The organism is Geminocystis sp. CENA526 (assembly GCF_050753365.1).
Lineage (GTDB): Bacteria > Cyanobacteriota > Cyanobacteriia > Cyanobacteriales > Cyanobacteriaceae > Geminocystis.
In genome coordinates, this window is the sequence record NZ_JBLZFY010000027.1 from 17,572 (window position 1) to 44,145 (window position 26,574).

Here is a 26,574-nt window from a genome sequence, read left to right on the forward strand (position 1 = left end):
ATGATAACAAAAGTAAAACTATCCGTTAAGATAAACCTATATTAACTCACGAGAGATAAAAAGAATATGACAACAAGCAGTGGCAAATGTCCAGTAATGCACGGCGGTATCACTACAAATACTATGTCGAATATGGAATGGTGGCCCAAATCACTAAACCTCGATATTTTGAGTCAGCACGATCGAAAGACAAACCCCCTAGGTGCAGATTTTAACTATCGGGAGGAGGTGAAAAAACTTGATATAGCATCCCTCAAACAAGATTTACATAAACTAATGAGAGATAGCCAAGATTGGTGGCCCGCCGATTGGGGACATTATGGCGGTTTGATGATCCGTATGACTTGGCACGCCGCAGGAACTTATCGTATTGCCGATGGTCGAGGCGGTGCAGGTACTGGAAATCAACGTTTTGCTCCCTTGAACTCTTGGCCCGATAACGTTAACTTAGATAAGGCACGGCGTTTACTTTGGCCCATTAAGAAAAAATACGGTAACAAACTCAGTTGGGCAGATTTGATCGCCTATGCAGGTACGATCGCTTATGAATCTATGGGCTTAAAAACCTTCGGTTTTGCCTTTGGACGAGAAGACATCTGGCATCCCGAAAAAGATATTTACTGGGGAGCAGAAAAGCAATGGTTAGCGCCTAGTGATAATCCTCAAAGTCGTTATTCTAGCGAACGAGAATTAGAAAATCCTTTGGCGGCTGTAATGATGGGGTTAATCTATGTCAATCCCGAAGGAGTGGACGGTAAACCTGATCCTCTCAAAACTGCCCATGATGTGCGTGTTACCTTCGATCGTATGGCGATGAATGACGAAGAAACCGTTGCCCTTACCGCAGGAGGTCATACTGTGGGTAAATGTCATGGTAACGGCAATGCAGAGTTACTTGGTGCTGAACCTGAAGGCGCTGATGTGGAAGATCAAGGCTTGGGTTGGATTAACAAAACTCAGCGTGGCATTGGACGTAATACTATGAGCAGTGGCATTGAGGGTGCATGGACAACCTATCCTACCCAATGGGATAACGGTTATTTTCACTTACTGCTTAATTATGACTGGGAATTGAAGAAAAGCCCTGCTGGTGCGTGGCAATGGCAACCCATCAACCCTAAAGAAGAAGATATGCCTGTGGATGTGGAAGACCCCTCTATCCGCCGTAACTTGGTGATGACGGATGCTGATATGGCAATGAAACTTGATCCAGAATATCGTAAAATTTCAGAGCGGTTTTATCGTGAACCCGAATACTTTGCCGATGTTTTTGCCCGTGCATGGTTCAAACTGACTCACCGAGATATGGGACCTAAAACTCGCTATATTGGTACAGAAGCCCCCCAAGAAGACTTGATTTGGCAAGACCCCATTCCTGTAGGCAATAGTAATTATGATGTTCAAGCCGTAAAAGAAAAAATTGCTAACAGTGGTTTAACCATTAGCGAAATGGTATCTACTGCTTGGGATAGTGCCAGAACTTTTCGAGGTTCAGACAAGCGCGGAGGTGCTAATGGTGGTCGTATTCGCCTAGCTCCCCAGAAAGATTGGGAAGGTAATGAGCCTGTGCGTTTAGCTAAAGTATTGGCTATTCTCGAAGGAATTGCTCAAGATAGCGGTGTCAGTGTCGCTGATGTCATTGTATTAGCAGGTAATGTTGGTATTGAACAAGCAGTGAAGAAAGCAGGGTTTGATATTACCGTTCCTTTTGCTTCGGGGCGTGGTGATGCTACAGAGGAAATGACGGACGCTGAATCCTTTGCACCTCTCGAACCTATCCACGATGGCTTTCGTAATTGGTTGAAAAAAGATTACGCTGTTACTCCTGAAGAATTACTGCTCGATCGAACCCAACTGATGGGGTTAACTGCCCCTGAGATGACGGTTTTAGTGGGCGGTATGCGTGTTTTGGGTACTAACTATGGCGGTACTAAGCACGGTGTATTTACTGATAATGAAGGGGTATTAACTAACGACTTTTTCGTGAATTTGACAGATATGAATTATTCATGGAAACCTGCTGGTAAGAATTTGTATGAAATTTGCGATCGAAAAACTGGGAAGGTGAAATGGACAGCTACACGAGTTGATTTAGTGTTCGGTTCAAATTCCATTCTTCGTGCCTATGCCGAAGTTTACGCACAGGATGACAATAAAGAGAAATTTGTCCAAGATTTCGTCAAGGCTTGGGTTAAGGTGATGAATCTCGATCGTTTTGATCTAGCATAAAAGATCATGTTTTGTTGGGTTAGGCTTTTATTAACCCAACCTACTTTATTACCTTTTTTTATAAAAAACTATGACAAAATCGATCGAACTTGATGAAAATTTAGTTGAAGAAGCCTTAGCATTAGGACAACATTCTAGTATTAATTTATTAGTTGAAACTGCATTAAAAGATTATATTAATAAGTATAAAAGAGAGAAAATTATAGAATTATTTGGAACTATTGAATATCAGGAAAACTATGATTATAAAAAGCAAAGAAATAGACAATAATCTTGATATTAACTACTTATATATATCGGGCATAAAATTCATTAATTTTAAATTTTTATCATGATCAAATTTGATTAAGATAATCTTTCCATATACAAAACATATTTTAATTACCAACAAAGATGATATAATTACTAAAACAAAAAATAATTATCAAAAAAATGCAAGCGGGAGAAACCATTTTACGGGATATTATACAAGGAGAAAAACAATATATTATTCCTTTATTTCAACGCCCCTATAGTTGGGGTAAATCTCAATGGGAACAACTTTGGAATGATATTATGGAATTGTGGGAAAGTGATACTAATTCCCCTCACTTTTTTGGCTCAATAGTCACTATGCAGATAGAGTCATCTCCTGAAGGAGTAAGTAAGTTTTTATTAATTGATGGGCAACAAAGATTAACAACAATATTGATATTTTTAGCCACTCTTAGAGATAAAGCAAAAACTAATAATAACAATAAACTTTCTCAGGAAATTAATGATAAATATTTGATTAATGCCTACGAAGAAGGGGACAATTTTTATAAAGTTTTACCTACTCAAATAGATAGACAATTTTTTTACCAAATTATTACGAATGATCGTATTGAGAGTAAATCATCCAAAAATTATATTTATCAATGTTATGATTTTTTTGCTCGTAAAATTAAAAGATTTTCTGATAATGAATATAAAAAATTAATTAATATTATTGGTGCTTGTTTAATTGTTATCAGTATAGTTTTAGGAAAAGATGATAACCCCTATTTAGTCTTTGAAAGTTTAAACGCTAAAGGGCAACCTTTAACCCAAGCTGATTTAATTCGTAATTATTTATTTATGGGTATTTCTAACCATAAGCAAGATAAAATTTATCAACAATATTGGCTACCAATGGAAAATTTGTTAGGGGATAACTTAACAGATTTTATGCGTCATTATCTCACAAAAAAAGGTAAAGATGTCAAGATAAATGAAGTTTATTTCGAGTTAAAAGAACAAGCCATAAAAGATAATGTTAGTGATTATCTAAAAGATATTTATAAATTTGCTAATTATTATGCTATTTTTTTAAATCCACAGCAAGAAAAGAATCTAAAAGTCAGGAAGTATTTAAAAAGAATCAAAAGCCTAGATATAAAAACTGTCTATCCTTTTTTATTGAATTGTTATGATGATTGGCAACAAAATAGATTAACAGAAACAGATTTTATTGATATTTGTAAAATAGTTGAAAATTTTATTATTAGACGCTTTGTCTGTAATGTACAAACGAGAGGATTAAATCGTATTTTTTCTATATTATACAGTCAAGTAACAAAAAATATTGACTTAAAAAATATGAATTTTTTAGAAGAATTAAAGCGTCATTTACAAACTCAAGATTATCCTTTAGATGATGAATTTAGAGAAAATATTAAACAAGTTAAATTATATGGTAGTAATCGCACGGAAAAAGCAAGATTAATTTTAGAATCCATAGAAGAATTTTTTGGACATAAAGAAATGGTTTCTTTTGATAATCTTACCATTGAACATATTATGCCTCAAAAATTAAATGAATGGTGGAAAAATCATCTCGGAGAAGATTATGAAATAACCCATGATTTATTATTACATTCTCTAGGGAATTTAACTTTAACTGCTTATAATTCTGAATTATCTAATGACATTTTTCCTAATAAACAAAGGGAATTAATAAATAGTCATTTAGAAGTTAATAAGTATTTTCAAAATGTTTTTAATTGGCGTAGAGAAACTATTGAAAATAGGGGTGAAGAATTAGCAAATATTGCCTTACAAATTTGGCATTATTTTGGGGATAAAAATTATAAAGGAAGGGTAAGAAAAGGAGTTACGGGAAGCACTCCTAAGAGTTTAATAATTTTGAATGATGAATATTCGGTTAAAACTTGGAGAGATGTTTTAGAGATAACTTTGAATACGATTGCGGAAGTGGAAACCGAAAAATTTGAGGAATTATTACTAACTTTTCCTCGTTTTTTGTCGAAAAATAAAGGGGATTTACGATCGACTCGTCAATTAAAAAATGGTATTTTTGTAGAAGTGCAATTATCAGCACAAGATATTTATTCTTTCTGTGAAAAAATCCTAGAGGAGTTTGATTTATCTAGGGAAGATTGGCAAATAAATCTTGAAGACTAAAAAAAGAATATGTTGCAGGTTAAACAAGTTTGTCAACGATTAGATATTAATGCTCAAACAATCTACTATTATGAACGTATTGGGTTGATTTCTCCTCAACGTAGCGAGTCGGGTTATCGTCTTTTTTCCTCTGAAGATATGGAAAATTTACGTTTTATTCTCCAAGTTAAATTATTAGGCTTAACCCTTGAGGAAATTAAAGAATTATTAAATCTGAAAAAGGGTCGATCGCTCTCCTGTCAAGTGGTATATGATCAATTAAAAGGCAAAATAGCGGAAATTGAGGACAAAATTCGACAATTAGAAGGATTAAAAAGCGAATTAATGCCTTTATTAAAACAATGCGAAGTTAATCTTCATAATCCTAATCCTGATCATCAATGTCAAGTGTTAAATGTAAATAATTAGGGGTTGCTGAAAAAGTATTTTGATGAAGGTAGGCAAAACGCAAGAGTTTTAGAGTTATTATACCATTCATTTTTTTAAAAAACGATTTAACTATATTCATTTCTGCCAAAAAAAATTTTATTTATCCCTTGACTTTATACCCAAGTATAGAGTTTATCATCAAGATAGTTAAACTAAAAAACACTATTACTCTATGTTAAAGAATATCAGAGAACATCTGGCTATAGGTTCGATCGTAGATACAGATAAACTCCAAGAAATCCATCAACAAGGTTATCACACTATCATTGACTTATGTACGGAGAGAGAAGGTAACTTATTAGATGAAAAAGCCATGACAGATTTAGGGTTTAAATATCTTAATATCCCTGTATCTCCCCAAAATATTAATATGGATACCCTGAATAATATTAAAGAAGCCATTAACTGCGCCCCTCAGTATGTATATATCCGTTGTGCATCGGGATTACGAGCAGGAGTAATGACACTATTGACGATAGCGGATGAAGAAAATTGGACACAAGAGCAATACCAAGCTGAATTTGCTAAGTTGGAATTACAACATAAAGAAAATTGCCCATTGAAAGATTTTACTGAAAATTATTTTACTCAACAATAATCAGGAGAAAAAGCCATGACACTTAAACTAGAAATTTTAGGCACAGGTTGCAAAAAATGTCAACAATTAGAATCTAATGCTAAAAATGCCGTTGAGAATCTTAACCTTACCGCCGACATTAACCATATCACCGATTCGATCGAAATTGCTACCCGTGGAGTGATGTCAACTCCTGCCTTAGCTATCAATGGTAAGGTTGTTAGTAAAGGAAAAGTATTAACACCAGAGCAAATTCAAGCCTTCTTACAATAATACCTTGTAGGGTGGGCGATGCCCACCACGATTATTTTTTAACTCATTTGTAGTAATTTAATTTATTAACTTTAATAAAAGGCTAAAGCCTTCACTACAAACCTAATCATAAAAAGGTTAAAAATTATGTTTGATTTATTTTATCCCTTTGATTGGTTATCAACTCAAATAGTTACAAAATTATTAGGTTTATCTGTCGAATCACCTTTAGGGGGAAGTTTACACTTTTTCTTTTATGATGTGCCGAAAGTCTTAACTTTATTAGTGGTAATTAGCTTTGTTGTCGGCACTTTTCAAAGTTTTTTAGAAGCAGAAAAAGTTAGAATTTATTTAGAAGGAAAACGCAAATTAAGTGGTAATATTTTAACCGCAATGTTAGGGGCAATTACTCCATTTTGTTCTTGTTCTGCTGTACCTTTATTTATCGGTTTTATTAAGGCTGGAATACCTTTAGGAATTACCTTTTCTTACTTAATTTCTGCCCCGATGGTGGATGCAGTAGCTGTATTTTTACTCTTAGCTTTATTTGGTTTAAAAGTTACTTTATTTTACATCATTTTTGGGGTTACATTAGCAGTAATTTCAGGTTATATAATTGGCTTATTAAAACTAGAAAAATGGGTTGAATCTTTCATCTGGGAAATGAAAAGACAATCAGCTGATAATGAAAAAATAGATGAATTAGACATCATTGAAGCTGAAAAAATAACATGGAATGAGCGGTTTAAAATTGGTTATTTTCAATCTAGTGAAATTCTTAAATCTGTTTGGCTTTATGTGGTAATTGGTATTGGTGCAGGGATTCACGGCTATTTACCCACTGAATTTATAAGTCAATGGATAGGAGGAAATAATCCTTTTGCTGTGCCTATTGCAGTGTTATTTGGAGTGCCTCTTTATACCAATATTGCAGGAGTTTTACCTATTGCTTCCGCCTTATTTGCTAAAGGTATGCCCATCGGCACAGTTTTATCTTTTACTATGGCAGTAACGGCTCTTTCTCTACCACAAATGATCATTTTACGCAAGGTTTTAAAACCTAAATTATTAGGTATTTTTATTGGTTTAACTACTTTTGGAATTATCTGCATTGGTTATTTATTTAATGCAGTTTTAGTCTAAAAAAATTTATGTAAAAGAGAAAAATGATCTGTGTCAAGAATATAATATATTTTAGTTTGTCTTTTTATCGATCATTTACACTTCTTTAATTTCTGATTCATTATCTAATTCATGACGATATTCTTCTATATAAGTTAATACTTTATCAAAATCTCGATCGTCTTTATATTTACCTGCAAGTTTTAACCAAGGGTTATGAATAGTTTTTGCTGATTTTTCTTGATTTAAAAAGTCTATTTTTTCCATTACCGCATAAAGAATAAACTCCTCCGTAGAAATGCCTTGATTTACTGCATATTTTTCTACTTCTTCTAATAATGTTTTTGGTAATCTAAATGAGTCTATTAGCATGATCATCCATTAACAATTTTAATTATTATTACATTGTGACTATTCTAAGTAAAATCTTGATAATTAGGTAAAGTTCGATCGACAATTCTACCATTTCTAATAATAGTTCGATCGAATTGAGGACGAGATAATAATTCACTGAAAAAACGAGCTTTAAAAATGATAAAATCCGCAGGATAATTAACACCTATTCTGCCGAATTGAGGTAATCCCATTAAATCCGCAGGGGTTTTGGAAACGGAAGCAATCCAATCATCATAGGGAGTATCTAAATGCGCAATCCTCACAGACTGATTAAACACCTCTAACATATCATGATCACCGAAAGCGAAAAAAGGATCACGACAATTATCACTGGCAAAGGCAATTTTTACCCCCGCTTCCTTTAATTCTTTTACCCTCGTCACCCCTCGCCAAGTCGGGGTTATATTTTCCTGTCTATCCTGCAAATATAAGTTACACATGGGCAAACTGACAATGTTAATATTTGCCTCCCTTACTAGGTTAATGGTTTTCTGTACTACTCCTTGAGGTTGCACAGATAGACTACAGCAATGTCCGCAGAGAATGCTATTAGTAAAATTGAGTTTTAAGGCGGTTTTAGCGATTTTTTGCAGACAAACCGAATACATATCGCCGTTTTCGTCAGCGTGAAAGTCTAAATCGAGATTTCTTTCTTTGGCTAACTCAAAAATATTCTCTAATTGCCTGTCAATATCTGGATTCATATAAGCCACACCGCCTAAAACTCCTCCTATTTCTGCGATTTTATCCGCCAGTTTTACCCCTTCCTCCGTGAGAAAGTAATCTAAGCTGACTAAAGACACCCCTTGCAAAGTTATCTTATCTCGCCATTCCTCTCTCAACTGTTGCCATACTCTTAAACTAATGTCGGCTTGGGCTTCATGACAGTCTAAATGAGTTCTAAGCGCGATCGTACCATGGGCATAACTGCATTGTAAACCAAAATTCATCCTTTTATATAAATCTTCCTCATCCCAATAAATAGAATCCTGTTTCACCATTTCTAAAGCAGTGTCGAAATCTCCTTGTAGGTTGGGAGTTCGATCGAAAATATGCCCTTTATCAAGGTGAGTATGAATATCCACAAAACAGGGTAAGAGGATATTTTTTTGTAAATCAATACCAATGGTATCAAGGGAGGAGGGAATAATTTGAGTGATTTTGCCCTCCTGAATTTGTATATCACACAGAGACAAATTTTCTCTTGTGTTAGGAATAAAACCTTCCTCGACAATTAAACAAGTGGGAATATGAGTATTTTTAAGCCAGTAGCCTTGAGAATCGATCATTTTTTTTGATGTAATCTATTTTTCATATCAATTATATTTTAATTTTATTAAAAGTATTTCAGTTAATTTTTTATTACAATAATCTTAATATTGCAAATATGTTGTTTTGATTTTATTATTATTTATTTTAAATTCGATCGAAATAATTATTGTACATATTTATATGGTAATGGTATCATTATTATCAGAAATAATCTAATTAAGAAGCAAATTTAGTATTTAACATGGTACAATCTGTTCATGGATGATCAAAATTTAATTTTAACAGTTATTTTTTATCGATCAGAAAATAATAAAGAACCGGTAAGAGAATGGTTAAAAAATCTATCTCAAGAAGAAAAAAAGCTCATAGGAGAGGCGATCAAAACTGTACAATTTTCTTATCCTATTGGAATGCCATTAGTGAGAAAAATATCTACTGATTTATGGGAGGTTAGAATTAACTTAAAAAATAAAATCGCTAGGGTTTTCTTTAGTATTCAAAATCAGTCAATGATTCTATTACATGGTTTTATTAAAAAGTCACAAAAGACACCTAATAAAGAATTAGAAATAGCTCAAATAAGACTTAAAAATTTACAAGAATAAATAATTATGAATAATCAGTATCTAGGTAGTAATTTTGACGATTTCTTAGAAGAAGAAGGTTTATTAGTTGAAGTAGAAGCGAGGGCAATAAAAAAAATAATTGCCTATCAAATTGAACAAGAAATGAATAAATTAGGTTGGACAAAAACAGAAATGGCAAAAAAAATCAATACTAGCCGTTCATCTTTAGAGTGTTTATTAGATCCTCAAAATGCTTCTATTAATTTACAAACTATAACTAAAGTAACCTCCATATTAGGAAAAAAATTGAGAATCGAATTAATCTAAAAAAATGTTTATTATAAATTAATAAAGGTATAAGTTTTAAGATGGATTATTATTAATAAATAATCGGAAACTAATTGATCAGTTCGATCGTCCTTAAATAAAACCACTATAGTTTAATAAATGTTATGCCAAAAAAAATTCTTAAATCAAAATATTTATTACTGACTTTTTGTACAGTTTTTCTCGTTAATTTTATCGGAAATATTCCTCAATTAATTACTACGGGTAAATTTTTCAATCCAGTATTTGCTCAATCTACACCCTTAAACATTATTGCTCAAGGAAAAAATGTGCTAATTAATCAAAAACTTGTCAATTTTTCATGGATACAATGGCAGGAAAATGACGGTATTCATACGGGAGTTAGTGACATGAGTGCTGAAGCTATTTTAGGTATCGAATTAATGAGTACTACTAATACGGAAAGACAACCTGTTAAATGGTTTAATTATCACGATGTTTTACCTGCTAGATTTGTTAATCCTTTTCGCTATTTAGATATAACTAATTTGACGAAAACTACTCCTATTTCAATTAATAATAATAACAATATTTTAGAGTTAAATATGCCTTCTGCTCAAGTAAATAAGGTATATGAAGTAACAGAAAATCAAGGCAAAAAAATTATTATTGAGTTAGATAAACCTAGTTTTTTTCAGGTAAGTCAAGGAAGAGATCAAGCTATTATTAGTATTGATGCTCAAGCTAATTCGAGTTTATTAGAAGAAATAAAACCGTTAAAACCTTTGGATACTTCTGGTTTAGATGAGGAGGAAGGAGATGAGATTAGAAAGCAAGAAATCCAACCTAAACAGAATTTATTTACTGTTACTAATCCAGACAATAAAACCCTAGTCAATATTACTTTACCTGCTGGAAATAATGTCAAAGTTACTTCGGCTAATCCCAGTCTTTTATTAGTGGATATAACCCCTTTTGCTTTTACTCCTCGTGATATTAGTTGGAATAATGACTTATTTTTTAGTAAAAGATATATCAATTTAAACAATAACCAAGATTCTTTTTTTGTATCTTCTTTAATGTTTAATTTAAAGAGTTTTAATGTGGATTTAAAGCCTATTTTACCAAATAATAATACGGTAATTGGTACAGCACCTCTGAAAAATATTGGTCAAAATTCAGAAGCGATGGCGGCAATTAATGCAGGATTTTTTAACCGTAATAATCAGTTACCTTTAGGTGCGATTAAAAATCGTGAAAATTGGTTATCTAGCCCTATTTTAAATCGTGGAGTGATGGCATGGAATGACATGGGAGATGTACAATTCGATCGAACCATGATAGAAGAAATCATTACTACCGATAAAGGGGAAAGATTAGTCAATAGCTATATTAATAGTGGCTATATTCAAGCAGGAGTTGCTCGTTATACTAATACTTGGGGTAATAGTTACACTACCTTGAGTGATAATGAAATTATTGTGGTGGTAGAAAATAACATTGTCAGGGATAAAATTACGGCGAGGAAAGCAGGAGAAGACTCCATTACCCTGCAACCAAGAAACTATCTATTAGTGTTTAGAAGCGCTAAGACTTTTGCGGATAAAATCAATATAAATGACCAAATTACCCTCAATACTGGCACTATTCCAGCAAATTTCGCTAATTATCCTTATATTATAGGGGCAGGTCCTCTTTTACTTTTAAATAATCAAATTGTCTTAAACGGTGAAGCGGAAAAATTCAGTACAGCTTTTAACACCCAAAGAGCCTCCCGTAGTGCCATTGCGATCGATAATCAAGGTAGAATGTTATTAGTCGCTGTACATAACAGAGTAGGCGGAAATGGACCTAGTTTAGCGGAATTTGCCCAAATTTTACAAAGAATGGGCGCTGTATCGGCATTAAATTTAGACGGTGGAAGTTCAACACAAATGTATCTTGGTGGTGAAATTGTCGATCGATCTTCCGCCACTGCCGCCAGAGTACATAATGGTATTGGGGTGTTTTATCGTCAAAAAAGTTAATGGAGAATTAAGAATTAAGAATTAAGAATTAAGAATTAAGAATGGATAATGTAGGGGTTTAAGATATTAAACCCAACCGCACCAAAATACTTTTTCAGCACTCCCTATTTAATATGAGTTTCGATCGAACTAAGGTAAAATAAAAATATTTAATAAATCAATGGAATGGAATTTATTAACCGCACAAAATTTGGCAATTATTGATCAAGAAATAGATAAGAGTCGTTTTTCTAGTGCTGAATATGAGATAGTGCGTAGAGTTATTAGTATAACAGGAGACTTAAATTATTCTTCCTTAGTTAATTTTTCTGCCGATGTTTTTAAATTTGCCGTCAAAGCCTTAAACGATCGAGTTCCAATTATAGTAGATAAAGCCACTATTCAAACGGGAATTTTTAATGCTTTACAACACAGTTTTCTTAATCCTATTTATAGTTTAGAAAATATCTCCCTTCCTGTTTCATTACGACAAAAAAAATCATTACTTTTAGAAAATCTTGCCTTGCGTTATTCATCCGCTATTTTTATTATTGGTCAAAATTCTCCCATGTTAATTTATCTATTAGATTTAATAGAATTATATCCTATTCAACCTAGTTTAATTATTGCTACTCCATCAGGATTTTTTCGCAAGGAAATGATTAATAATCGACTTAAAGAATCTTCTATTCCTCATATTCGTATTGATAGTTCAAAAGGTGGTATTGATGTTGCCATCGCTATTTTTAATGGTTTAGTGGACGTAGCATGGATTGGGAAAAAGTTAACTATAAAAGACTAATGAGAAGATTCAATGTTTCATAATTAAGAAATATTTAAGTTTACTAAAATGTAAAATGACAATAAACTATAGTTATTTAATAATTTCCATATTCAAATTGATTTAATTTTTAATTTATAAAAGAGTTTATTAAACTCAAAAAAATCTTATTTTTTAAAGATTACAAAGTTATCAAATATTATGGCATAAGTCATAAGTTATGGTTTCAAGATATTAAAGCTAAAAGTATTAACCATATAAAGTTATAATGGAATGTTGGTAAAAAATAAATGGATTACAAATACCATTAACCAATTAAATTTGATAGCTTTATAGTAAATTTTAAATTCTTATGAATCAAGATATTCGCATTTTAATGTGCGCCCCTGATCACTATGATGTGGATTATGTGATCAACCCTTGGATGGAAGGTAATATACATAAATCTAGTAGAGAACGTGCGGTAGAGCAATGGCAAAAATTGTATCATATTATCAAAGAACACGCTATTGTGGATTTAGTTACCCCTCAAAAAGGTGTCCCTGATATGGTTTTCACTGCTAATGCTGGTTTAGTTTTAGGGCAAAATGTGGTGTTAAGTCGCTTCTATCACCCCGAAAGACAAGGAGAAGAACCTTTTTTTAAACAGTGGTTTGAAGAAAATGGTTTCACTGTCTATGAATTGCCAAAAGATTTACCCTTTGAAGGCGCTGGAGATGCTTTATTCGATCGAGAAGGGCGTTGGTTATGGGCAGGTTACGGATTTCGATCGGAATTAGACTCACACCCTTATATTGCCAAATGGTTAGACACGGAAGTTTTATCATTACGCCTCATCGATAATCGTTTTTATCATTTAGATACCTGTTTTTGTCCTTTAGCTAACGGTTACTTACTCTACTATCCCGAAGCCTTCGATAGCTACTCTAATCGTTTAATTGAGATGCGTGTTCCCGAAGAAAGACGTATTGTAGTGGAAGAACCCGACGCTGTTAACTTTGCTTGTAATGCCGTTAATATTAACGATGTGGTAATCATGAACAAAATTAGTCATGATTTAGAGCAACGCATCACCGAAAAAGGCTTCCGAGTGATTCAAACACCCTTAACAGAATTTTTGAAGGCTGGAGGTGCAGCTAAATGTCTCACCTTACGAGTAACAGAACCTATTTTAGACGATGTTCACGCTAACGTCAGTGTTACCAGTCGAATTATCAAAATGGAAGGACATTTACTCGATAGTGGCTTAATGAATCGTGCTTTAGATGTGGTAGTGAAAGAGGGCGGTAGTTTTAAAGTTCTTAACTTCGACTTAGGAGTAGAAAGACAAAGCCCCTCCACCGCCGAAGTCCGCATTTCCGCTCCATCTGGAGATGTGATGGAGGATATTGTTAGCTTACTTATCGATTTGGGCGCAATGTCTCTCCCTGAAAGAGAATCTGATGCTAACCTCGAAACCGTGATTAAAGCAGGTGTTTCTCCTGATGATTTTTATGTAACGACTATTTATCCCACAGAAGTAAGAGTTAACGGTTATTGGGAAAGAGTTACTAATCAACGCATGGACGGTGCGATCGTAATTTCTGAAACGGAAGAAGGTACTACTGCTACTTGCAAACTTTTGCGTGACTTAGAAGTAGGGGAAAAAGTTGTAGTTGGTGTGGATGGTATTCGTACGGTTCGATCGACCCAATCGAGGGAAGAAAGAAATAAACCCCAAGAATTTAGTTTCATGAGCGGTGGTGTTTCTAGTGAAAGACGAGTCGAATTATTAGTTGAACAAATTGCATGGGAAATGCGCCACATTCGTGATCAAGGAGGCAAAGTCGCTGTAGTAGCAGGTCCTGTAGTTATTCATACCGGCGGTTCTGAGCATCTTTCCCGTTTAATTCGTGAAGGTTACGTTCAATGTTTACTCGGCGGTAATGCCATCGCAGTTCATGATATGGAACAATCCATTATGGGTACTTCTTTAGGGGTGGATATGCGCAAAGGTATCCCCGTTAGTGGAGGGCATCGTCATCACCTCAAAGTAATTAATGCAGTTCGCCGTGCAGGAAGTATTACCCAAGCCGTAGAACAAGGAATCGTGACTAAGGGTATCATGTATGAGTGCGTCAAAAATAACGTGCCTTTCTGTCTTGCAGGTTCAATTCGTGATGATGGCCCTTTACCTGACACCTACATGGATTTAATTAAAGCACAGGAAGAATATTCTCGTTTGCTCAAAGGTACAGACATGATCATCATGCTTTCTACTATGTTGCACTCGATCGGGGTAGGAAATATGACTCCAGCAGGGGTGAAAATGGTATGTGTGGACATCAATCCTGCGGTTGTAACCAAATTGAGCGATCGAGGCTCAGTGGAGTCTGTTGGTATTGTCACCGATGTCGGCTTATTCCTCAGCTTGTTATTACAGCAGTTAGATAAACTTACTAACCGTTATCAATTAACCGCTAGTTAGGAGTTGTCTCATAGGCTTTTGCTGAAGTTCGGTAATAGGTAATAGGTAATAGGTAATAAGTAATAGGTAATAGGTATTTAAGATAAAAAAACAGATCGATCGTTTATTTTTGTCTTAATATCAGCAAAGTAATATCGTCATTAATTTTATTTAATCCGATAAATTTTTTGACATCGTTAATAATAATATCTCTAACACTTTCTATGTCTAAATGCCAATTTTGGCTTACTACATTACATAGTCGATCGATCCCATATTGCATTTTATCAACGTTTCTCGCTTCAGTAATGCCATCGGTATAAAGAACAATTCCATCTCCTTGATTAAGGGTAATTAATTTATGATCAATAAAATCTGTTATATCATAATCTAAACCTATGGGTAAACCTAGATCGATCGTATCAATTAATTCTATTTTACCCCCTTTTCTCACCAAAATAATTTCTTCGTGTTGCCCACTAATTTGTAGTTGATTATCAGAATAATTAAGAATAACTAAAGACAGATTTTTTTCAGATTTCATCCTTTGAACATTATGATAAATTGCTTTATTTAATGTGTTTAAAATTTGTGTAGGATTAGTTTCTCCTCTTTGTTTTAACGTACAAATAGATGCTTGAGTCATCAACATTAACATTCCACTTTCTAAACCATGCCCCGTTACATCTCCAATGCCAATAGTCACAACATTATCATACTCTAAAACATCATAATAATCCCCCCCTACTTCGTCCATTGGTTGCATATAACCCACTATATCTAAAGACTTAATTTGTTGTAATTCTTCATTTTTTGGTAAAATTAATTGTTGCATTTCATGGATAATTTTTAATTTATCACTCATTAAAATATTTTCCGAACATAAACGCTGATTTAATAAACTAATTTCTTCATTGGCTTTCGCTAATTCTTGAGTCCTAATATCAACTATTTTTTCTAAGTTTTTTTCTAAAATTTTCCGTTCAGTAATTTCTGTTTGAATAGATAAATATTGTAAAATATGTCCTTTATCATCAGTTAAAGGTACGATCGTAGTGTCCACCCAATAATAATGATTATCTTTACCTTTATTTTTTATTTCTCCTCGCCATACCTGACATTTAGAAATCGTTAACCACATAGATTTATAAAATTGTTTATCATGATAACCCGACTTAAATTTACTGGTTTTTTTCCCAATTAATTCTTCTTGAGAATAACCAGAAATTTCTGTTAATTTTTCGTTACTATGAATAATTTTACCATTGGGGTCTGTTAAAGTAACAATAGCAGATTGATCAATCGCATATTTAAGATTAGAAACATCTTGTAGAGATTTATTCAAATGATCAAAAAATGCCTCTAACATTTGACTCATATTATTAAATGACATTGCCAAACTGTCTAATTCTTCGATACCTTGTAAGGGTACTTTTTGATTAAATTCTCCTTCAGAAATTTTTTGAGAAGCGAGTTTTAATTTAATAATAGGTTGTATCAAAAATTTAGACGTAATTAAGCCACTAGAAACAGCAAATAGTAAGGCAATTAAGGATAATGTAATGGTTAATCTGGTGTTTTCCATAATAAAAATCATAAAATCTGATTCAGGAATTACTAACACCACAAACCAATTAATTCCATAATCATTATTAATATTGATGACTTTAGTTAGCAGTTTATTATTATCAATATTTAACTCAAAATAAAGAGGTTTTTGATTAGTTTGAGTAAGTACATTATTAGATTCTAAAAACTTAGTTATTTTTGAAATATATTTATTTTGATGATTGATAGCAGAAGTTAATAAATCTTGATATTCAGAGTTATTATATAAAGAATTTGCTATTAATAAACCATTTCGATCGAGAATAAAAGCGATACCAGTTTTACCTATTTTTATCTCTTTTAAAAATTGACTAATATCGACTAAACTTTGTTGATTAGTTAAGACTCCTAAAAAATTATTATCATCATCAAAAACAGATTTATTAATAAAAGCAACTAATTCTTGATTAACGGAATTGTTATTAATTTCATGCCATGATTGTTGATTATGTTTAACGGTGTTTTGATACCATAAAAGTTGACGGGGATCAAAATTAGAATTATTTTTTTTGTCTAAAAGTTTAACAATTTTTCCTTGAGAATTAAGTTGATAAGTCAATAAATCATTAGACTTATTTCTATCTAAAATAGTTAACTCAAAATTTCCTGAAGATGTTTTCAAAACTTCGATATAATTCCCTTGTTTTGCATCAGCAAAAGCGATTTTATCAATATTATTTGTCCATTGATATTGAGCGACAAAATAACGTCCTAATAAATCCAAATTTTCAAACAAAGAAGGGTTAATAATAAGAGCATTTCTATTAACTTGATTTAATTGATTACCTTCCGTTAAATAATCATCTAAATAATTATCAATTTTGAAGGCAATTTCATTTCTTAAATCAATGGTTATTTCCGATAATGCTTTTTTAGCACTACGATAGGATAAATAACTAATAAGGATTAAAATTGCCAAAATTTGACAAACAAAAGGGAATACTAATAAATTGCGTAAATTTGTACGAGGATAAATTTTTTTGCTCATTTTTATTAGTATCTATCACATCATTAATTTGAAGTTAAATTTTATTTAGGATATTGAGGAGTTAAAATAATTTAATTGTTAATTGTTAATTGTTAATTAGTTTACTGCAAATTGTCGAATAGCTTGTAAGGCAACGTTAAACAATTTTTTCGGCTCAAATTCGGGTTGAATTAATGTCCATAATCTTTGTACCTCCTCTGTATGGATTCGATCGTCCTCAATCAAAGCCGTAATTAGTTGACGGCGCAAATAGTCTCCCTCATCTGATACTAAAAATTGTAAGCCTAAACTAGCAGTGGGCAGTAAGTCGAATTGTCGATCGGAACGTGCGATCGCAATCATATTTTCTAGCCTTTCCCATTGAAACTTACCATCTTTAAATAAGACTTCAATGAGACGTTTACGCATAGCAGGAGATTCTTCCATCAGCAAACGACGAGAAATATAAGGGAAAGAGACTTCCACAATGCGAAAATCAGGATTCAAACTTAATGCTAACCCCTCCTGTGTCACCAAAGAGCGAATGATTAAAGCAAATTTTGCAGGTACTCTAAAAGGATAGTCAAACATCAATTCGGAAAATTCGTCAGTAATTGTTTTGAAATTGAAGTCTCCTACGCTTTGTCCTACAGCATCCCCTAAAACTTTCTCTAAGGCAGGTATAATGGGGTTTATATCCGTTTCAGGAGTTAAAAAGCCTAAATTAACAAAATCTTTAGCTAAAGCCTCATAATCACGATTTATTAATTGTACTACGGAGGATGCGATCGTTTCCTTAGTATCTTCCGTTAACTGATCCATCATACCGAAGTCAATGTAAGCCATTCTACCATCAGTCATAGCGAATAAATTACCGGGGTGAGGATCAGCATGAAAGAAACCATGTTCCAATAATTGACGCAATCCAGATGTAACACCGATGCGGATAATTTCATCAGGGTTTAAACCTGCCTTTTTAATACCGTCTAAATCATTTAATTTAATGCCATTAATCCACTCTAAAGTTAAGACATTATGGGTACTATAACGCCAATAAATACAAGGAACTTTTACCTCATCATCTCCTAGAAAATTAGAAGCAAATTTTTCAGCGTTTCTTCCCTCATTAATATAGTCAATTTCTTCAAATAATTTAGTACCAAATTCATCCACAATTAAGCCTAAATCATGACCTAAATTTAAGGGTAAAAATGGAGCAACCCAACGGGAAGCTAACCGCATTAAATACAAATCTAAAGAGATAACTGGTAATAAATTAGGGCGTTGAACTTTTACTGCAACTTCCTCCCCTGTGTGTAAAACAGCTTTATAGACTTGTCCTAAACTAGCGGCGGCGATGGGAGAAGTTGAAAATTCTTTATAAGCCTCAGTTATTTCTAAATCTAATTCCCGTTCGATTATGGCTAAAGCAGTATCATTATCAAAAGGTGGTAATTGATCCTGTAATTTAATTAATTCTTCTAAAAAATCTTTACGAATTAAATCAGGACGGGTAGAAAGAGCTTGTCCAACTTTAATAAAAGTAGGTCCTAATTTTGTTAAAATTTTTCTTAAATCTTCGGCTCTTTTTTGTTTATTTTGTTCTTCTTGATTGAACAATTTATCTAGGGTTAATTGAATAATAAAAATTCCGAAATAAAGAATAATTTTTAAACTGCGAAATATTCCCAACCAAGGACGAAAACGATAATAGTCAGCGATCGATCGGGGGTTATAATGTCTTAGAGGTTCAGTATTGCGTTTTTGAGCATCCGATAACGAGTAATTCACGTTTTGTTATTAAATTTTAAATAAAAAGATTAGATATAGTTAGAGCTAATTATAGTCTGATAGATGTATTTTTGAGCGTGTAATTTCTGTAAATCTTTCTCAAAACTGATTAAGATATTCTTAGTTGTCAAAATCTTAAAATCATAAAAATCATGACTCAAACCATAGAAATTAATCTGGTTGATGTATTAAACCGACTAGAAAATAAAATAGATAATCTCAGTAATCAAGTTCAAACAGAAGTACATCGATTAGAAAATAAAATAGATGATATAAGTAATCAAGTTCAAACAGAAGTAAACCGATTAGAAAATAAAATAGATAAACTATCGGAGGATGTGAATGATATTAAAACCTCTGTAGCAAAATTAGATGAAAACCAAAACGGATTAAACAAAAGACTAGAAAATGTAGAGTTTATCAATAGAAGTATTTTTGCAAGTATTTTGGTAGGAATTGTTTTAACCGTAGTTGCTGGTATCACTAAATTGTTATTTCCTAACCTAATAAGTTAGCAGAATCAAAAATGATTTAAGTTATAAAAACATCAAAGTAACAACATGAAAATAAAACACTGTATTAATCTTCATAAAGCACTAACTTTTATTTTTATTTTATCTTTAATGATAATTTATAATAATTTTAATATTGGGGCGTTGATTTATTTAGAACTTCATGGAACTTATGGAATTTTATGGTTATTAAAAGATAAAATTTATCCCGATAAACAATGGGAAACAGAAATTTCTTTACCTTTAGGAATTACTCTCTTTTTTATTCTTGGTTTATATTGGATAGCACCATTTATTTTAATAAGTTCTGATAAACAACCTTCTGAGATTTTAATTGCTACGGCAGTTAGTATCAATATTATAGGAATTTTTCTTCATTATAGTAGTGATGCTCAAAAATATTATACTCTTAAATATCATCAGGGCTTAATCACCAAAGGATTTTTTGCTAGGTGTCGAAATACTAATTATTTAGGAGAAATTTTAATTTATTTTAGTTTTGCATTATTAGTAAATCATTGGTTGCCTTATATAATTTTACTAGGTTTTATTACTATTTTATTTATTCCTAATATGCTGAAAAAAGATCAATCTCTTTCTCGTTATGCTGAGTTTGAAAAGTATAAAGAATCTTCGGGTTTAATTTTTCCGAAATTATTTGTTAATCAAGTTGAAAAATAGTTTTGAGAAGTAGAGGAATTAGGGATTAAAACAAAAAAATCAAAATGATTAAGATTGCTTCGTTACCTCGCAATGACACAATACAATTATCATTGCGTAAGTTCTGAAATAGTATAGTTTATTAATATTGATTTATGACTACAGATAATTATATCTCTCAAAAAAATCCTCAAACAATCCCTAAAGTTGATATTTTAACGGTATTACGTTTAGGCTTATTTAATCTCGGTATCGGTTTAATCTCGGTGTTGACTTTAGCGGTGTTAAACCGTGTGATGATTTCTGAGTTAGGCATTCCTGCTACGATCGCAGCAGGTGTATTAGCATTAGGACAATTAGTCGCACCGACAAGAGTATGGTTAGGGCAATTATCCGACAGTAAAAAGTTATTCGGTTTACATCGTACGGGTTATATTCGTTTAGGCATCGCTATTTCGGGAATTTGTATCTTTTTGGCTGTACAATTAGTGTGGCTATTAGGGGGCAATATTGTTGAAAATAACGGTTGGCAATGGAATATTTTTACAGTATTTGTGAGCTTAATTTTAGCTTTAGTGTTCATTGTACAAGGTATTGCCACGGGAGGAAGTTCGACTCCTTTTACGGCTTTACTGGTGGATATTTCTGATGAAGACGATCGATCTAAAATAGTTGGTATAATTTGGTCTATGCTGATGGTTGGCATAGTTATCGGGGGAATTACGGGAAATATTCTGCTCAAAAATTTAGCGGTAGGAGAAGACAATGTAATTTCTTTAGATAACCTCATCGCACCAATTAACTCTATTTTTCTATTAGTGCCAATTATTGTGGTGATTTTAACGGTTATTGCTACATGGGGAGTGGAGAAAAAATACTCCCGTTATCGTTTAAGATCATCTTTTGTGGATAGAGAAGACGGTATTAGTTTGAAACGTGCCTTAAAAATTCTTACTTCCTCCCGTCAAACAGGGATTTTCTTTAGTTTCCTTGTCATGGTGACGATGAGTTTATTCATGCAGGAGGCAATTCTTGAGCCTTACGGCGGTGAAGTGTTTAATATGTCGATCGGGGAAACAACCATGTTAAACTCATTTTGGGGTATTGGCATTTTAATTGGCTATGGTATCACAGGATTTTATGTTGTGCCTCGTTTGGGTAAAACTAAAACAGCTAAAATGGGTTGTATTCTAGTTGCGTTATCTTTTTCCTTAATCATTCTAGCTGGTTTAACCGCTACCCCTCAAATTTTACAAGGGGCAATGGTATTATTTGGAGTCGCCGCAGGAATTACGACTATTGCTTCCATTAGTTTGATGTTAGACTTAACCGCCGCCGAAACTGCGGGTACATTTGTAGGGGCATGGGGTTTAGCCCAAGCCATGTCGAGGGGGATTGCTATTGCTTTGGGAGGTTGGATTTTGGACGTTGGTAGATTTTTCTTTGATAATCCTTGGTTAGCCTATAGTTTTGTGTTTGTTTGTGAAGGTTTGGTGGCTTTAGGTTCGATCGTGCTGTTAAATAAAGTTAATGTGCAGGAATTTCAAAACACCACTAGAGAAGCAACCGCTATGGTAATGGAAGCCGATTTAGATTAATACAATACTTTTAAACTACAATCACAATTATACCACCGTAGAACAGGCAAGATGCCTGTTTTTCTCCCAAATGTCTAATTAGGGTTTGCTGAATAAATCAGAAGTCTATTAAAATCAAGGGTTTAGACAAACTACATTACTAAAAAAGTGTGCAGTTTTAGCAATTTTTACTCAAAAAATGAGCATTTTTTACGGAATTTTACTTGAAACATTTTCGTATTTATATATTCATGCAAAGTCCCAAAACCTTTATTTTTATTACTTATTCCCTTTTCCCTTTTCCCTATCTTCATCAAAAGACTTTTTCAGCAACCCCTAATTAACACTCATATCAGCAATCCTAAATCATTGTTACAAATCAGATAGGAATGCTAATAGTACTATTTACTCATTTGTTAAAGGTTGAGAGTTTAACTTCGCCTCATTTTGACGGCGAATTTTGGCATAAAATTGAATACTTCCAGCCATGATAATCACTAACCCCACAATTAACCAAGTGGCAATATCAAGGGGAAAACTATTTTTAAATACCGCTAACATGACAATAACTACTAAAAGGAGAGTTGGCGCTTCGTTTAAAGCTCGAAATTTTTGTCCACTCCATGTGTTTTCGCCTTTTTCTAATTGTTTGATGATTCTACCACACCAGAAATGATAAATCAACAATAAACCTACAAATAAAAATTTGATGTGTAACCAAGAAGATTTTAAGATTTCAGGCTCTGTGCGAATCAGTCCGATCGCCATAGCAACCGTTACCACCATGCCGGGGGTAGTGATAATATTATACAGACGTTTTTCCATCAACTGATACTGTTGCTTAAGGATGCTTTGAGCAGGTTCGGGTTTTTCATTGGCTTCTGCATGATAGACAAATAAGCGCACTAGATAAAATAATCCTGCAAACCAAACCACAATACCGATGAGGTGAAATGTTTTAAACCAATAATAAGCCATATTTTTAAGTAATAATCAAATGTAGGTTGGGTTGAAGAATGAAACCCAACATTATCTATAAATAATTTTTCTTATTTTACCTCAGTTCGATCGAGCTACGTCTTCAAAGGCTCTCGAATAAACGAACCTCCCCCTTTGACAAAAAACAAAACCTAAAGTAAAGTTCAATGAAGTTAAACCAAGTGCTTCAGATAAAAGAAGTTTGATGATATTTAATCTGTTACTGTACAATAACACTTGAGTTAGTTTTTGATCAGAAGTCTAATTATTAACCAAAGATTGTAAATTATTTTCATTAATAGGACTCTCAGGAGTATATTCAATATAGGGTAAAGAAGCCCCCGATAAACCTTTTCTAATTCTCTCAGGAGTTTGAGGAAAAATGATAAACAAAGGGCGAATTTCTTCGGCTACGTCACTGAACATATGTTCTTCTGTGGTGGGCATAATCCACTCATAATCTTTATTCAGATAAATTTGTGATTGTCGCCAACGTCTCAATAAATCAGAAAAATCCTCATCAGGGCGATGAATAAACACTAATATTTCTACTCCCATTTTTATCTTCCATTCAGGATCGCACATTAAGATAGCAAAATCACAAGGAATTGGAGTTATTTCATCTAAACATACTTGACTCAAATTATCCCCTGATACTGTACGCAAATTTCGCACTTTTGCTAAAGGTAACGGAATAGAGATGACACTATCCGTTGGTCGTCTCATACTTGGAATCATCTCTAAATATTGACGATGTTGCCCCAATAAAGAAACAATGCGCGATCGATCGCTATAATCAGCTAACACCGTTTCATAATCTGATTGTTTAATACTCATGATGTTAAATTTTCAACTTATAATAGGCATATCCAATAATTAGTAGGAAGAGGGCTTAAGCCTATACGGACATAATATATTATGCCCCTACTAACTAATTAAAAAATCCTCTTTCCCAAAAAATAATTTTTAATCACTTATTAATTCTTAATTCTTAATTCTTAATTGTTAATTCTGCATTCACTAGCCAAGTTGATCGAAGATCGAGAACATAGGTAAATACATAGATAGTAGAATTGTCCCTACCATCCCTGCAATACCCACCATCATCAAAGGCTCAATAACACTGGTTAAGGCTTTGACGGCTTGTTCAACTTCATCCTCATAGAAGTCAGCAACTTTCATCATCATGGAATCTAATTCCCCTGTTTCTTCCCCAATCATCATCATTTGAATCGCCATAGCAGGAAAGACTTTTTTCTCTGCGATCGCCACACTCAACATACCTCCTTCCAAAATGGCATCTTTTGCCGCTCCAATGGCATTAGAAATGACTTTATTAGGGATAGTTTCCTGTACAATGTCTAAACATTGCAGAATGGGTACGCCCGATCGAGTTAAAGTACCAAATACACGACAAAAACGAGCAACAGCACTTTTTTCATTCAAGTCACCAAAAATAGGAGCTTTGAGGGCAAAAGTATCAATCTGTAATCTTCCTGCTGGAGTTTTATAATATTGTTTAAAAGCAAATACCAAGCCCCAGATAACAAAAACAGGAATAACGGCTTTAGGGCTTCTTAAAAATCCACTTAATGTCACCATAAACTGAGTTAAGGCAGGTAACTCTGCGCCTAATTGATCAAAAATTCCTGCAAAGACGGGAATTAAGAAAATCGTCATCCCTAAAAAGGCGATAACCGCAAAAATGCCCACCGTCACAGGATAAGCCATAGCAGACTTAATTTGGTTTTGTAACCTTGCCACATCTTCCAAGAGTTTAGCAAGACGATTCATTACTTCGTCTAAAACCCCCCCCGTTTCTCCTGCTTCCACCATAGAAACATAAAGTTGATCAAAACAGTCGGGATGTTTTGCCATAGCTTCGGAAAGGTTTGTACCCTGTTGTACATCACCGCTAATGGTTTGTAACGCTTTTTTGAATTTAGGGTTGCCTGATTGTTCAGCTAAGACAGTTAGGGTACGAATAATTGCTACCCCCGCATTGACTAACACGGCGAATTGACGGGAAAAAATCGCTTTATCTTTCACCGTCACCTTACTCATGGCGGCTTCAATACTCGCCAAGTCAAATTCCATCCCTGCTTTTTTGATTTTACCTATAGAGGCAAATCTTTTTTTCAGGATTCTTCTTGCTTCGTCTTGGGAATCGGCAACTACTCTTTCATTGAGGATGTTACCTGCTTTATCTTTAACTTGAACAATAAAAGTAGCCATAGTTAATAGGTAATAGGTAATAGGTTTTAATTAATTCTTCATTCTTCATTCTTCATTCTTCATTCTTCATTCTTCATTTATCTTCTCTTTGTAGCTGTTGTTGCTACAGCATCCATGCCACTACCTGCAACTAAGCGTTTTAATTCGTCTGGTTTACTGCTTTTTGCTAATCCTTCTTCCATGCTAATTACTCCCGTTTTAACATACCCTGCTAAGGCTTGTTCCATGGTTTGCATTCCTAATTTACCCCCCGTTTGAATGGCTGAATAAATTTGTGGTGCTTTTGCTTCCCGGATTAGGTTGGCGATCGCAGGGGTGACAATCATAATTTCCTGTGCCATAGCTCGTCCAAATTCCCCCGGTTTGGGGTTTTTCTTCTTGGCTAGGGTTTGGGCAAATACCGCTAATAAGGAGTTTGATAACATAGCTCGAATTTGGGCTTGTTCGGCGGCGGGGAATACATCAATAATCCGATCGATCGTCCCAGCGGCGGAGCTTGTGTGTAATGTACCAAATACAAGGTGTCCTGTTTCTGCGGCACTAATGGCAAGGGAGATGGTTTCTAAATCTCGCATCTCACCCACTAGAATAATATCTGGATCTTCCCGTAGTGCAGCTTTTAAGGCGTTACCGAAACTCTTGGTATCTTCCCCTTTTTGGCGTTGATGAAATAAGCTGTTAATATTAGGAAATACATACTCGATGGGGTCTTCTACCGTTAAAATGTGTTCGGCACGGGTACGATTAATTAAGTCCAACATCGCCGCTAGGGTGGTGGTTTTGCCTGATCCTGTTTGACCTGTTACAAGTATAAGACCTCTAGGTCGATCGGTCATTTCTTTGACAATATCAGGTAAACCAAGTTGATCAAAGTTAGGAATTTTAGAAGACAAAGCGCGTAAACAAGCGGCATAACAGCCTCTTTCTTTATAAACATTCACCCGAAATCGAGCTAAACCTTTAACACCATAAGAGCAATCTAATTCCCATTCTTGTTCAAGGGTTTTACGTTGAGTGTTATTCAGCATACTGAAGATTAACTTTTGACACTCTTGAGGGTTCAAAGGTTCTTCACCAATGGGGGTAAGTTTACCACTGATACGAAAGTAGATAGGTGCTCCTGCTTGAATGTGCATATCCGAACCACCTAATTCAACCAACTGCTCCATCAAATCTTCGATCATTAATTCCATGATTTCATACTCCGCAATCTAAATCTTTATTTCAATATAAACCATTAATAATGGGAAATAAGGAATGAAAATTACCAATTAATAAAAATTATTAATATTATTCCCAATTCTCGTAATGCTAAAAAAGTCTTTTGATAATGACAGAGAAAAGGGAATAGTGATAAGAAGTAATAAGAATCAATTTAAGGAAATTCTTTATAAAATTTAATTAAGGTTTTGGAATAATTTTCTTCTTTCTCTTCCCCCTCTTCCCCCTCTGACTCTT

23 protein-coding genes are annotated in these 26,574 nt (G+C 33.6%); 15 read left to right on the forward strand and 8 right to left on the reverse strand.

What is annotated here, in order from left to right:
- Positions 1–66 precede the first annotated feature (66 nt).
- The 7 genes from katG to ACN4EE_RS09695 all read left to right on the forward strand — a co-directional run bounded on the left by katG (position 67) and on the right by ACN4EE_RS09695 (position 7,054).
- On the forward strand, positions 67–2,229 hold the full coding sequence (katG, locus tag ACN4EE_RS09665) for a catalase/peroxidase HPI (protein WP_431706232.1): 2,163 nt from the start codon (positions 67–69) through the stop codon (positions 2,227–2,229).
- A gap of 70 nt (positions 2,230–2,299) precedes the next feature.
- Complete coding sequence (locus tag ACN4EE_RS09670) at positions 2,300–2,500, forward strand: type II toxin-antitoxin system VapB family antitoxin (RefSeq protein ID WP_431706233.1); 201 nt, start codon at positions 2,300–2,302, stop codon at positions 2,498–2,500.
- A 161-nt stretch (positions 2,501–2,661) separates the two neighbouring features.
- Complete coding sequence (locus ACN4EE_RS09675) at positions 2,662–4,653, forward strand: DUF262 domain-containing protein (protein ID WP_431706235.1); 1,992 nt, start codon at positions 2,662–2,664, stop codon at positions 4,651–4,653.
- A 9-nt stretch (positions 4,654–4,662) separates the two neighbouring features.
- A complete protein-coding gene (locus ACN4EE_RS09680) occupies positions 4,663–5,061 on the forward strand; it encodes a MerR family DNA-binding protein (RefSeq protein ID WP_431706236.1) in 399 nt (132 codons plus the stop codon).
- 193 nt (positions 5,062–5,254) lie between these two features.
- A complete protein-coding gene (locus tag ACN4EE_RS09685; RefSeq protein ID WP_431706237.1) occupies positions 5,255–5,680 on the forward strand; it encodes a protein tyrosine phosphatase family protein in 426 nt (141 codons plus the stop codon).
- 15 nt (positions 5,681–5,695) lie between these two features.
- Entirely contained in the window at positions 5,696–5,932 is a 237-nt protein-coding gene (locus ACN4EE_RS09690; RefSeq protein ID WP_431706238.1) for a thioredoxin family protein, read from the forward strand.
- A gap of 126 nt (positions 5,933–6,058) precedes the next feature.
- The gene (locus ACN4EE_RS09695; RefSeq protein WP_431706239.1) at positions 6,059–7,054 is read left to right on the forward strand and encodes a permease; all 996 of its coding nucleotides are present in this window, start codon (positions 6,059–6,061) and stop codon (positions 7,052–7,054) included.
- Positions 7,055–7,129: 75 nt separating this feature from the next.
- Here the strand turns inward: ACN4EE_RS09695 and ACN4EE_RS09700 are convergent, their stop codons facing one another.
- Both ACN4EE_RS09700 and ACN4EE_RS09705 read right to left on the reverse strand, forming a co-directional pair.
- On the reverse strand, positions 7,130–7,405 hold the full coding sequence (locus tag ACN4EE_RS09700) for a hypothetical protein (protein ID WP_431706240.1): 276 nt from the start codon (positions 7,403–7,405) through the stop codon (positions 7,130–7,132).
- A gap of 44 nt (positions 7,406–7,449) precedes the next feature.
- Positions 7,450–8,718: a cytosine deaminase gene (locus ACN4EE_RS09705; RefSeq protein WP_431706241.1), complete on the reverse strand. Its 1,269-nt coding sequence runs from the start codon at positions 8,716–8,718 to the stop codon at positions 7,450–7,452.
- A 240-nt stretch (positions 8,719–8,958) separates the two neighbouring features.
- On the opposite strand from ACN4EE_RS09705, the gene ACN4EE_RS09710 reads away from it, so the two are divergent.
- From ACN4EE_RS09710 to argZ, 5 genes are all read left to right on the forward strand, one after another.
- Positions 8,959–9,306 (forward strand): type II toxin-antitoxin system RelE/ParE family toxin, encoded by a 348-nt coding sequence (locus ACN4EE_RS09710; RefSeq protein ID WP_431706242.1) that lies wholly within the window; start codon positions 8,959–8,961, stop codon positions 9,304–9,306.
- Between the two features lie 6 nt (positions 9,307–9,312).
- A complete protein-coding gene (locus tag ACN4EE_RS09715) occupies positions 9,313–9,594 on the forward strand; it encodes a Fis family transcriptional regulator (protein WP_431706243.1) in 282 nt (93 codons plus the stop codon).
- Positions 9,595–9,719: 125 nt separating this feature from the next.
- Entirely contained in the window at positions 9,720–11,582 is a 1,863-nt protein-coding gene (locus tag ACN4EE_RS09720) for a phosphodiester glycosidase family protein (protein ID WP_431706244.1), read from the forward strand.
- A 160-nt stretch (positions 11,583–11,742) separates the two neighbouring features.
- Entirely contained in the window at positions 11,743–12,363 is a 621-nt protein-coding gene (locus ACN4EE_RS09725; protein ID WP_431706245.1) for a precorrin-8X methylmutase, read from the forward strand.
- 331 nt (positions 12,364–12,694) lie between these two features.
- The gene (gene argZ, locus ACN4EE_RS09730; RefSeq protein ID WP_431706246.1) at positions 12,695–14,809 is read left to right on the forward strand and encodes a bifunctional arginine dihydrolase/ornithine cyclodeaminase; all 2,115 of its coding nucleotides are present in this window, start codon (positions 12,695–12,697) and stop codon (positions 14,807–14,809) included.
- 103 nt (positions 14,810–14,912) lie between these two features.
- Here the strand turns inward: argZ and ACN4EE_RS09735 are convergent, their stop codons facing one another.
- Together ACN4EE_RS09735 and ACN4EE_RS09740 are read right to left on the reverse strand one after the other, a co-directional pair.
- On the reverse strand, positions 14,913–17,384 hold the full coding sequence (locus tag ACN4EE_RS09735) for a SpoIIE family protein phosphatase (protein ID WP_431706247.1): 2,472 nt from the start codon (positions 17,382–17,384) through the stop codon (positions 14,913–14,915).
- A gap of 96 nt (positions 17,385–17,480) precedes the next feature.
- Positions 17,481–19,154, reverse strand: a complete 1,674-nt coding sequence (locus ACN4EE_RS09740) for an ABC1 kinase family protein (protein WP_431706248.1) — start codon at positions 19,152–19,154, stop codon at positions 17,481–17,483.
- Between the two features lie 152 nt (positions 19,155–19,306).
- Between ACN4EE_RS09740 and ACN4EE_RS09745 the strand changes: the two genes are divergently transcribed.
- The 3 genes from ACN4EE_RS09745 to ACN4EE_RS09755 all read left to right on the forward strand — a co-directional run bounded on the left by ACN4EE_RS09745 (position 19,307) and on the right by ACN4EE_RS09755 (position 21,924).
- On the forward strand, positions 19,307–19,669 hold the full coding sequence (locus ACN4EE_RS09745) for a hypothetical protein (protein ID WP_431706249.1): 363 nt from the start codon (positions 19,307–19,309) through the stop codon (positions 19,667–19,669).
- 45 nt (positions 19,670–19,714) lie between these two features.
- Entirely contained in the window at positions 19,715–20,347 is a 633-nt protein-coding gene (locus ACN4EE_RS09750) for a methyltransferase family protein (protein WP_431706250.1), read from the forward strand.
- A gap of 134 nt (positions 20,348–20,481) precedes the next feature.
- Positions 20,482–21,924, forward strand: coding sequence for a BCD family MFS transporter (locus tag ACN4EE_RS09755; RefSeq protein WP_431706251.1), 1,443 nt, complete (start codon positions 20,482–20,484; stop codon positions 21,922–21,924).
- A 384-nt stretch (positions 21,925–22,308) separates the two neighbouring features.
- On the opposite strand, the gene hemJ is transcribed toward ACN4EE_RS09755, so the two are convergent.
- From hemJ to ACN4EE_RS09775, 4 genes are all read right to left on the reverse strand, one after another.
- Positions 22,309–22,881, reverse strand: coding sequence for a protoporphyrinogen oxidase HemJ (gene hemJ, locus ACN4EE_RS09760; protein ID WP_431706252.1), 573 nt, complete (start codon positions 22,879–22,881; stop codon positions 22,309–22,311).
- Between the two features lie 261 nt (positions 22,882–23,142).
- The gene (locus ACN4EE_RS09765) at positions 23,143–23,718 is read right to left on the reverse strand and encodes a hypothetical protein (RefSeq protein WP_431706253.1); all 576 of its coding nucleotides are present in this window, start codon (positions 23,716–23,718) and stop codon (positions 23,143–23,145) included.
- Between the two features lie 183 nt (positions 23,719–23,901).
- Positions 23,902–25,116 carry a type II secretion system F family protein gene (locus ACN4EE_RS09770; protein ID WP_431706254.1) on the reverse strand — a complete coding sequence of 405 codons (1,215 nt, stop codon included), beginning with the start codon at positions 25,114–25,116 and terminating at the stop codon, positions 23,902–23,904.
- A gap of 77 nt (positions 25,117–25,193) precedes the next feature.
- Positions 25,194–26,309, reverse strand: coding sequence for a type IV pilus twitching motility protein PilT (locus ACN4EE_RS09775; protein WP_431706255.1), 1,116 nt, complete (start codon positions 26,307–26,309; stop codon positions 25,194–25,196).
- Positions 26,310–26,574 lie beyond the last annotated feature (265 nt).

Excerpts from the sequence above, each read along its gene's own strand:
- ACN4EE_RS09765 (WP_431706253.1), bottom strand. The coding sequence starts at position 23,718 with ATGAGTATTAAACAATCAGATTATGAAACGGTGTTAGCTGATTATAGC.
- argZ (WP_431706246.1), top strand. The coding sequence starts at position 12,695 with ATGAATCAAGATATTCGCATTTTAATGTGCGCCCCTGATCACTATGAT.
- ACN4EE_RS09715 (WP_431706243.1), top strand. The coding sequence starts at position 9,313 with ATGAATAATCAGTATCTAGGTAGTAATTTTGACGATTTCTTAGAAGAA.
- ACN4EE_RS09745 (WP_431706249.1), top strand. The coding sequence starts at position 19,307 with ATGACTCAAACCATAGAAATTAATCTGGTTGATGTATTAAACCGACTA.
- ACN4EE_RS09680 (WP_431706236.1), top strand. The coding sequence starts at position 4,663 with ATGTTGCAGGTTAAACAAGTTTGTCAACGATTAGATATTAATGCTCAA.
- ACN4EE_RS09735 (WP_431706247.1), bottom strand. The coding sequence starts at position 17,384 with ATGAGCAAAAAAATTTATCCTCGTACAAATTTACGCAATTTATTAGTA.
- ACN4EE_RS09670 (WP_431706233.1), top strand. The coding sequence starts at position 2,300 with ATGACAAAATCGATCGAACTTGATGAAAATTTAGTTGAAGAAGCCTTA.
- ACN4EE_RS09690 (WP_431706238.1), top strand. The coding sequence starts at position 5,696 with ATGACACTTAAACTAGAAATTTTAGGCACAGGTTGCAAAAAATGTCAA.
- ACN4EE_RS09750 (WP_431706250.1), top strand. The coding sequence starts at position 19,715 with ATGAAAATAAAACACTGTATTAATCTTCATAAAGCACTAACTTTTATT.
- ACN4EE_RS09775 (WP_431706255.1), bottom strand. The coding sequence starts at position 26,309 with ATGGAATTAATGATCGAAGATTTGATGGAGCAGTTGGTTGAATTAGGT.
- ACN4EE_RS09720 (WP_431706244.1), top strand. The coding sequence starts at position 9,720 with ATGCCAAAAAAAATTCTTAAATCAAAATATTTATTACTGACTTTTTGT.
- katG (WP_431706232.1), top strand. The coding sequence starts at position 67 with ATGACAACAAGCAGTGGCAAATGTCCAGTAATGCACGGCGGTATCACT.
- ACN4EE_RS09675 (WP_431706235.1), top strand. The coding sequence starts at position 2,662 with ATGCAAGCGGGAGAAACCATTTTACGGGATATTATACAAGGAGAAAAA.
- ACN4EE_RS09700 (WP_431706240.1), bottom strand. The coding sequence starts at position 7,405 with ATGCTAATAGACTCATTTAGATTACCAAAAACATTATTAGAAGAAGTA.
- ACN4EE_RS09770 (WP_431706254.1), bottom strand. The coding sequence starts at position 25,116 with ATGGCTACTTTTATTGTTCAAGTTAAAGATAAAGCAGGTAACATCCTC.
- ACN4EE_RS09705 (WP_431706241.1), bottom strand. The coding sequence starts at position 8,718 with ATGATCGATTCTCAAGGCTACTGGCTTAAAAATACTCATATTCCCACT.
- ACN4EE_RS09710 (WP_431706242.1), top strand. The coding sequence starts at position 8,959 with ATGGATGATCAAAATTTAATTTTAACAGTTATTTTTTATCGATCAGAA.
- hemJ (WP_431706252.1), bottom strand. The coding sequence starts at position 22,881 with ATGGCTTATTATTGGTTTAAAACATTTCACCTCATCGGTATTGTGGTT.
- ACN4EE_RS09725 (WP_431706245.1), top strand. The coding sequence starts at position 11,743 with ATGGAATGGAATTTATTAACCGCACAAAATTTGGCAATTATTGATCAA.
- ACN4EE_RS09695 (WP_431706239.1), top strand. The coding sequence starts at position 6,059 with ATGTTTGATTTATTTTATCCCTTTGATTGGTTATCAACTCAAATAGTT.
- ACN4EE_RS09755 (WP_431706251.1), top strand. The coding sequence starts at position 20,482 with ATGACTACAGATAATTATATCTCTCAAAAAAATCCTCAAACAATCCCT.
- ACN4EE_RS09685 (WP_431706237.1), top strand. The coding sequence starts at position 5,255 with ATGTTAAAGAATATCAGAGAACATCTGGCTATAGGTTCGATCGTAGAT.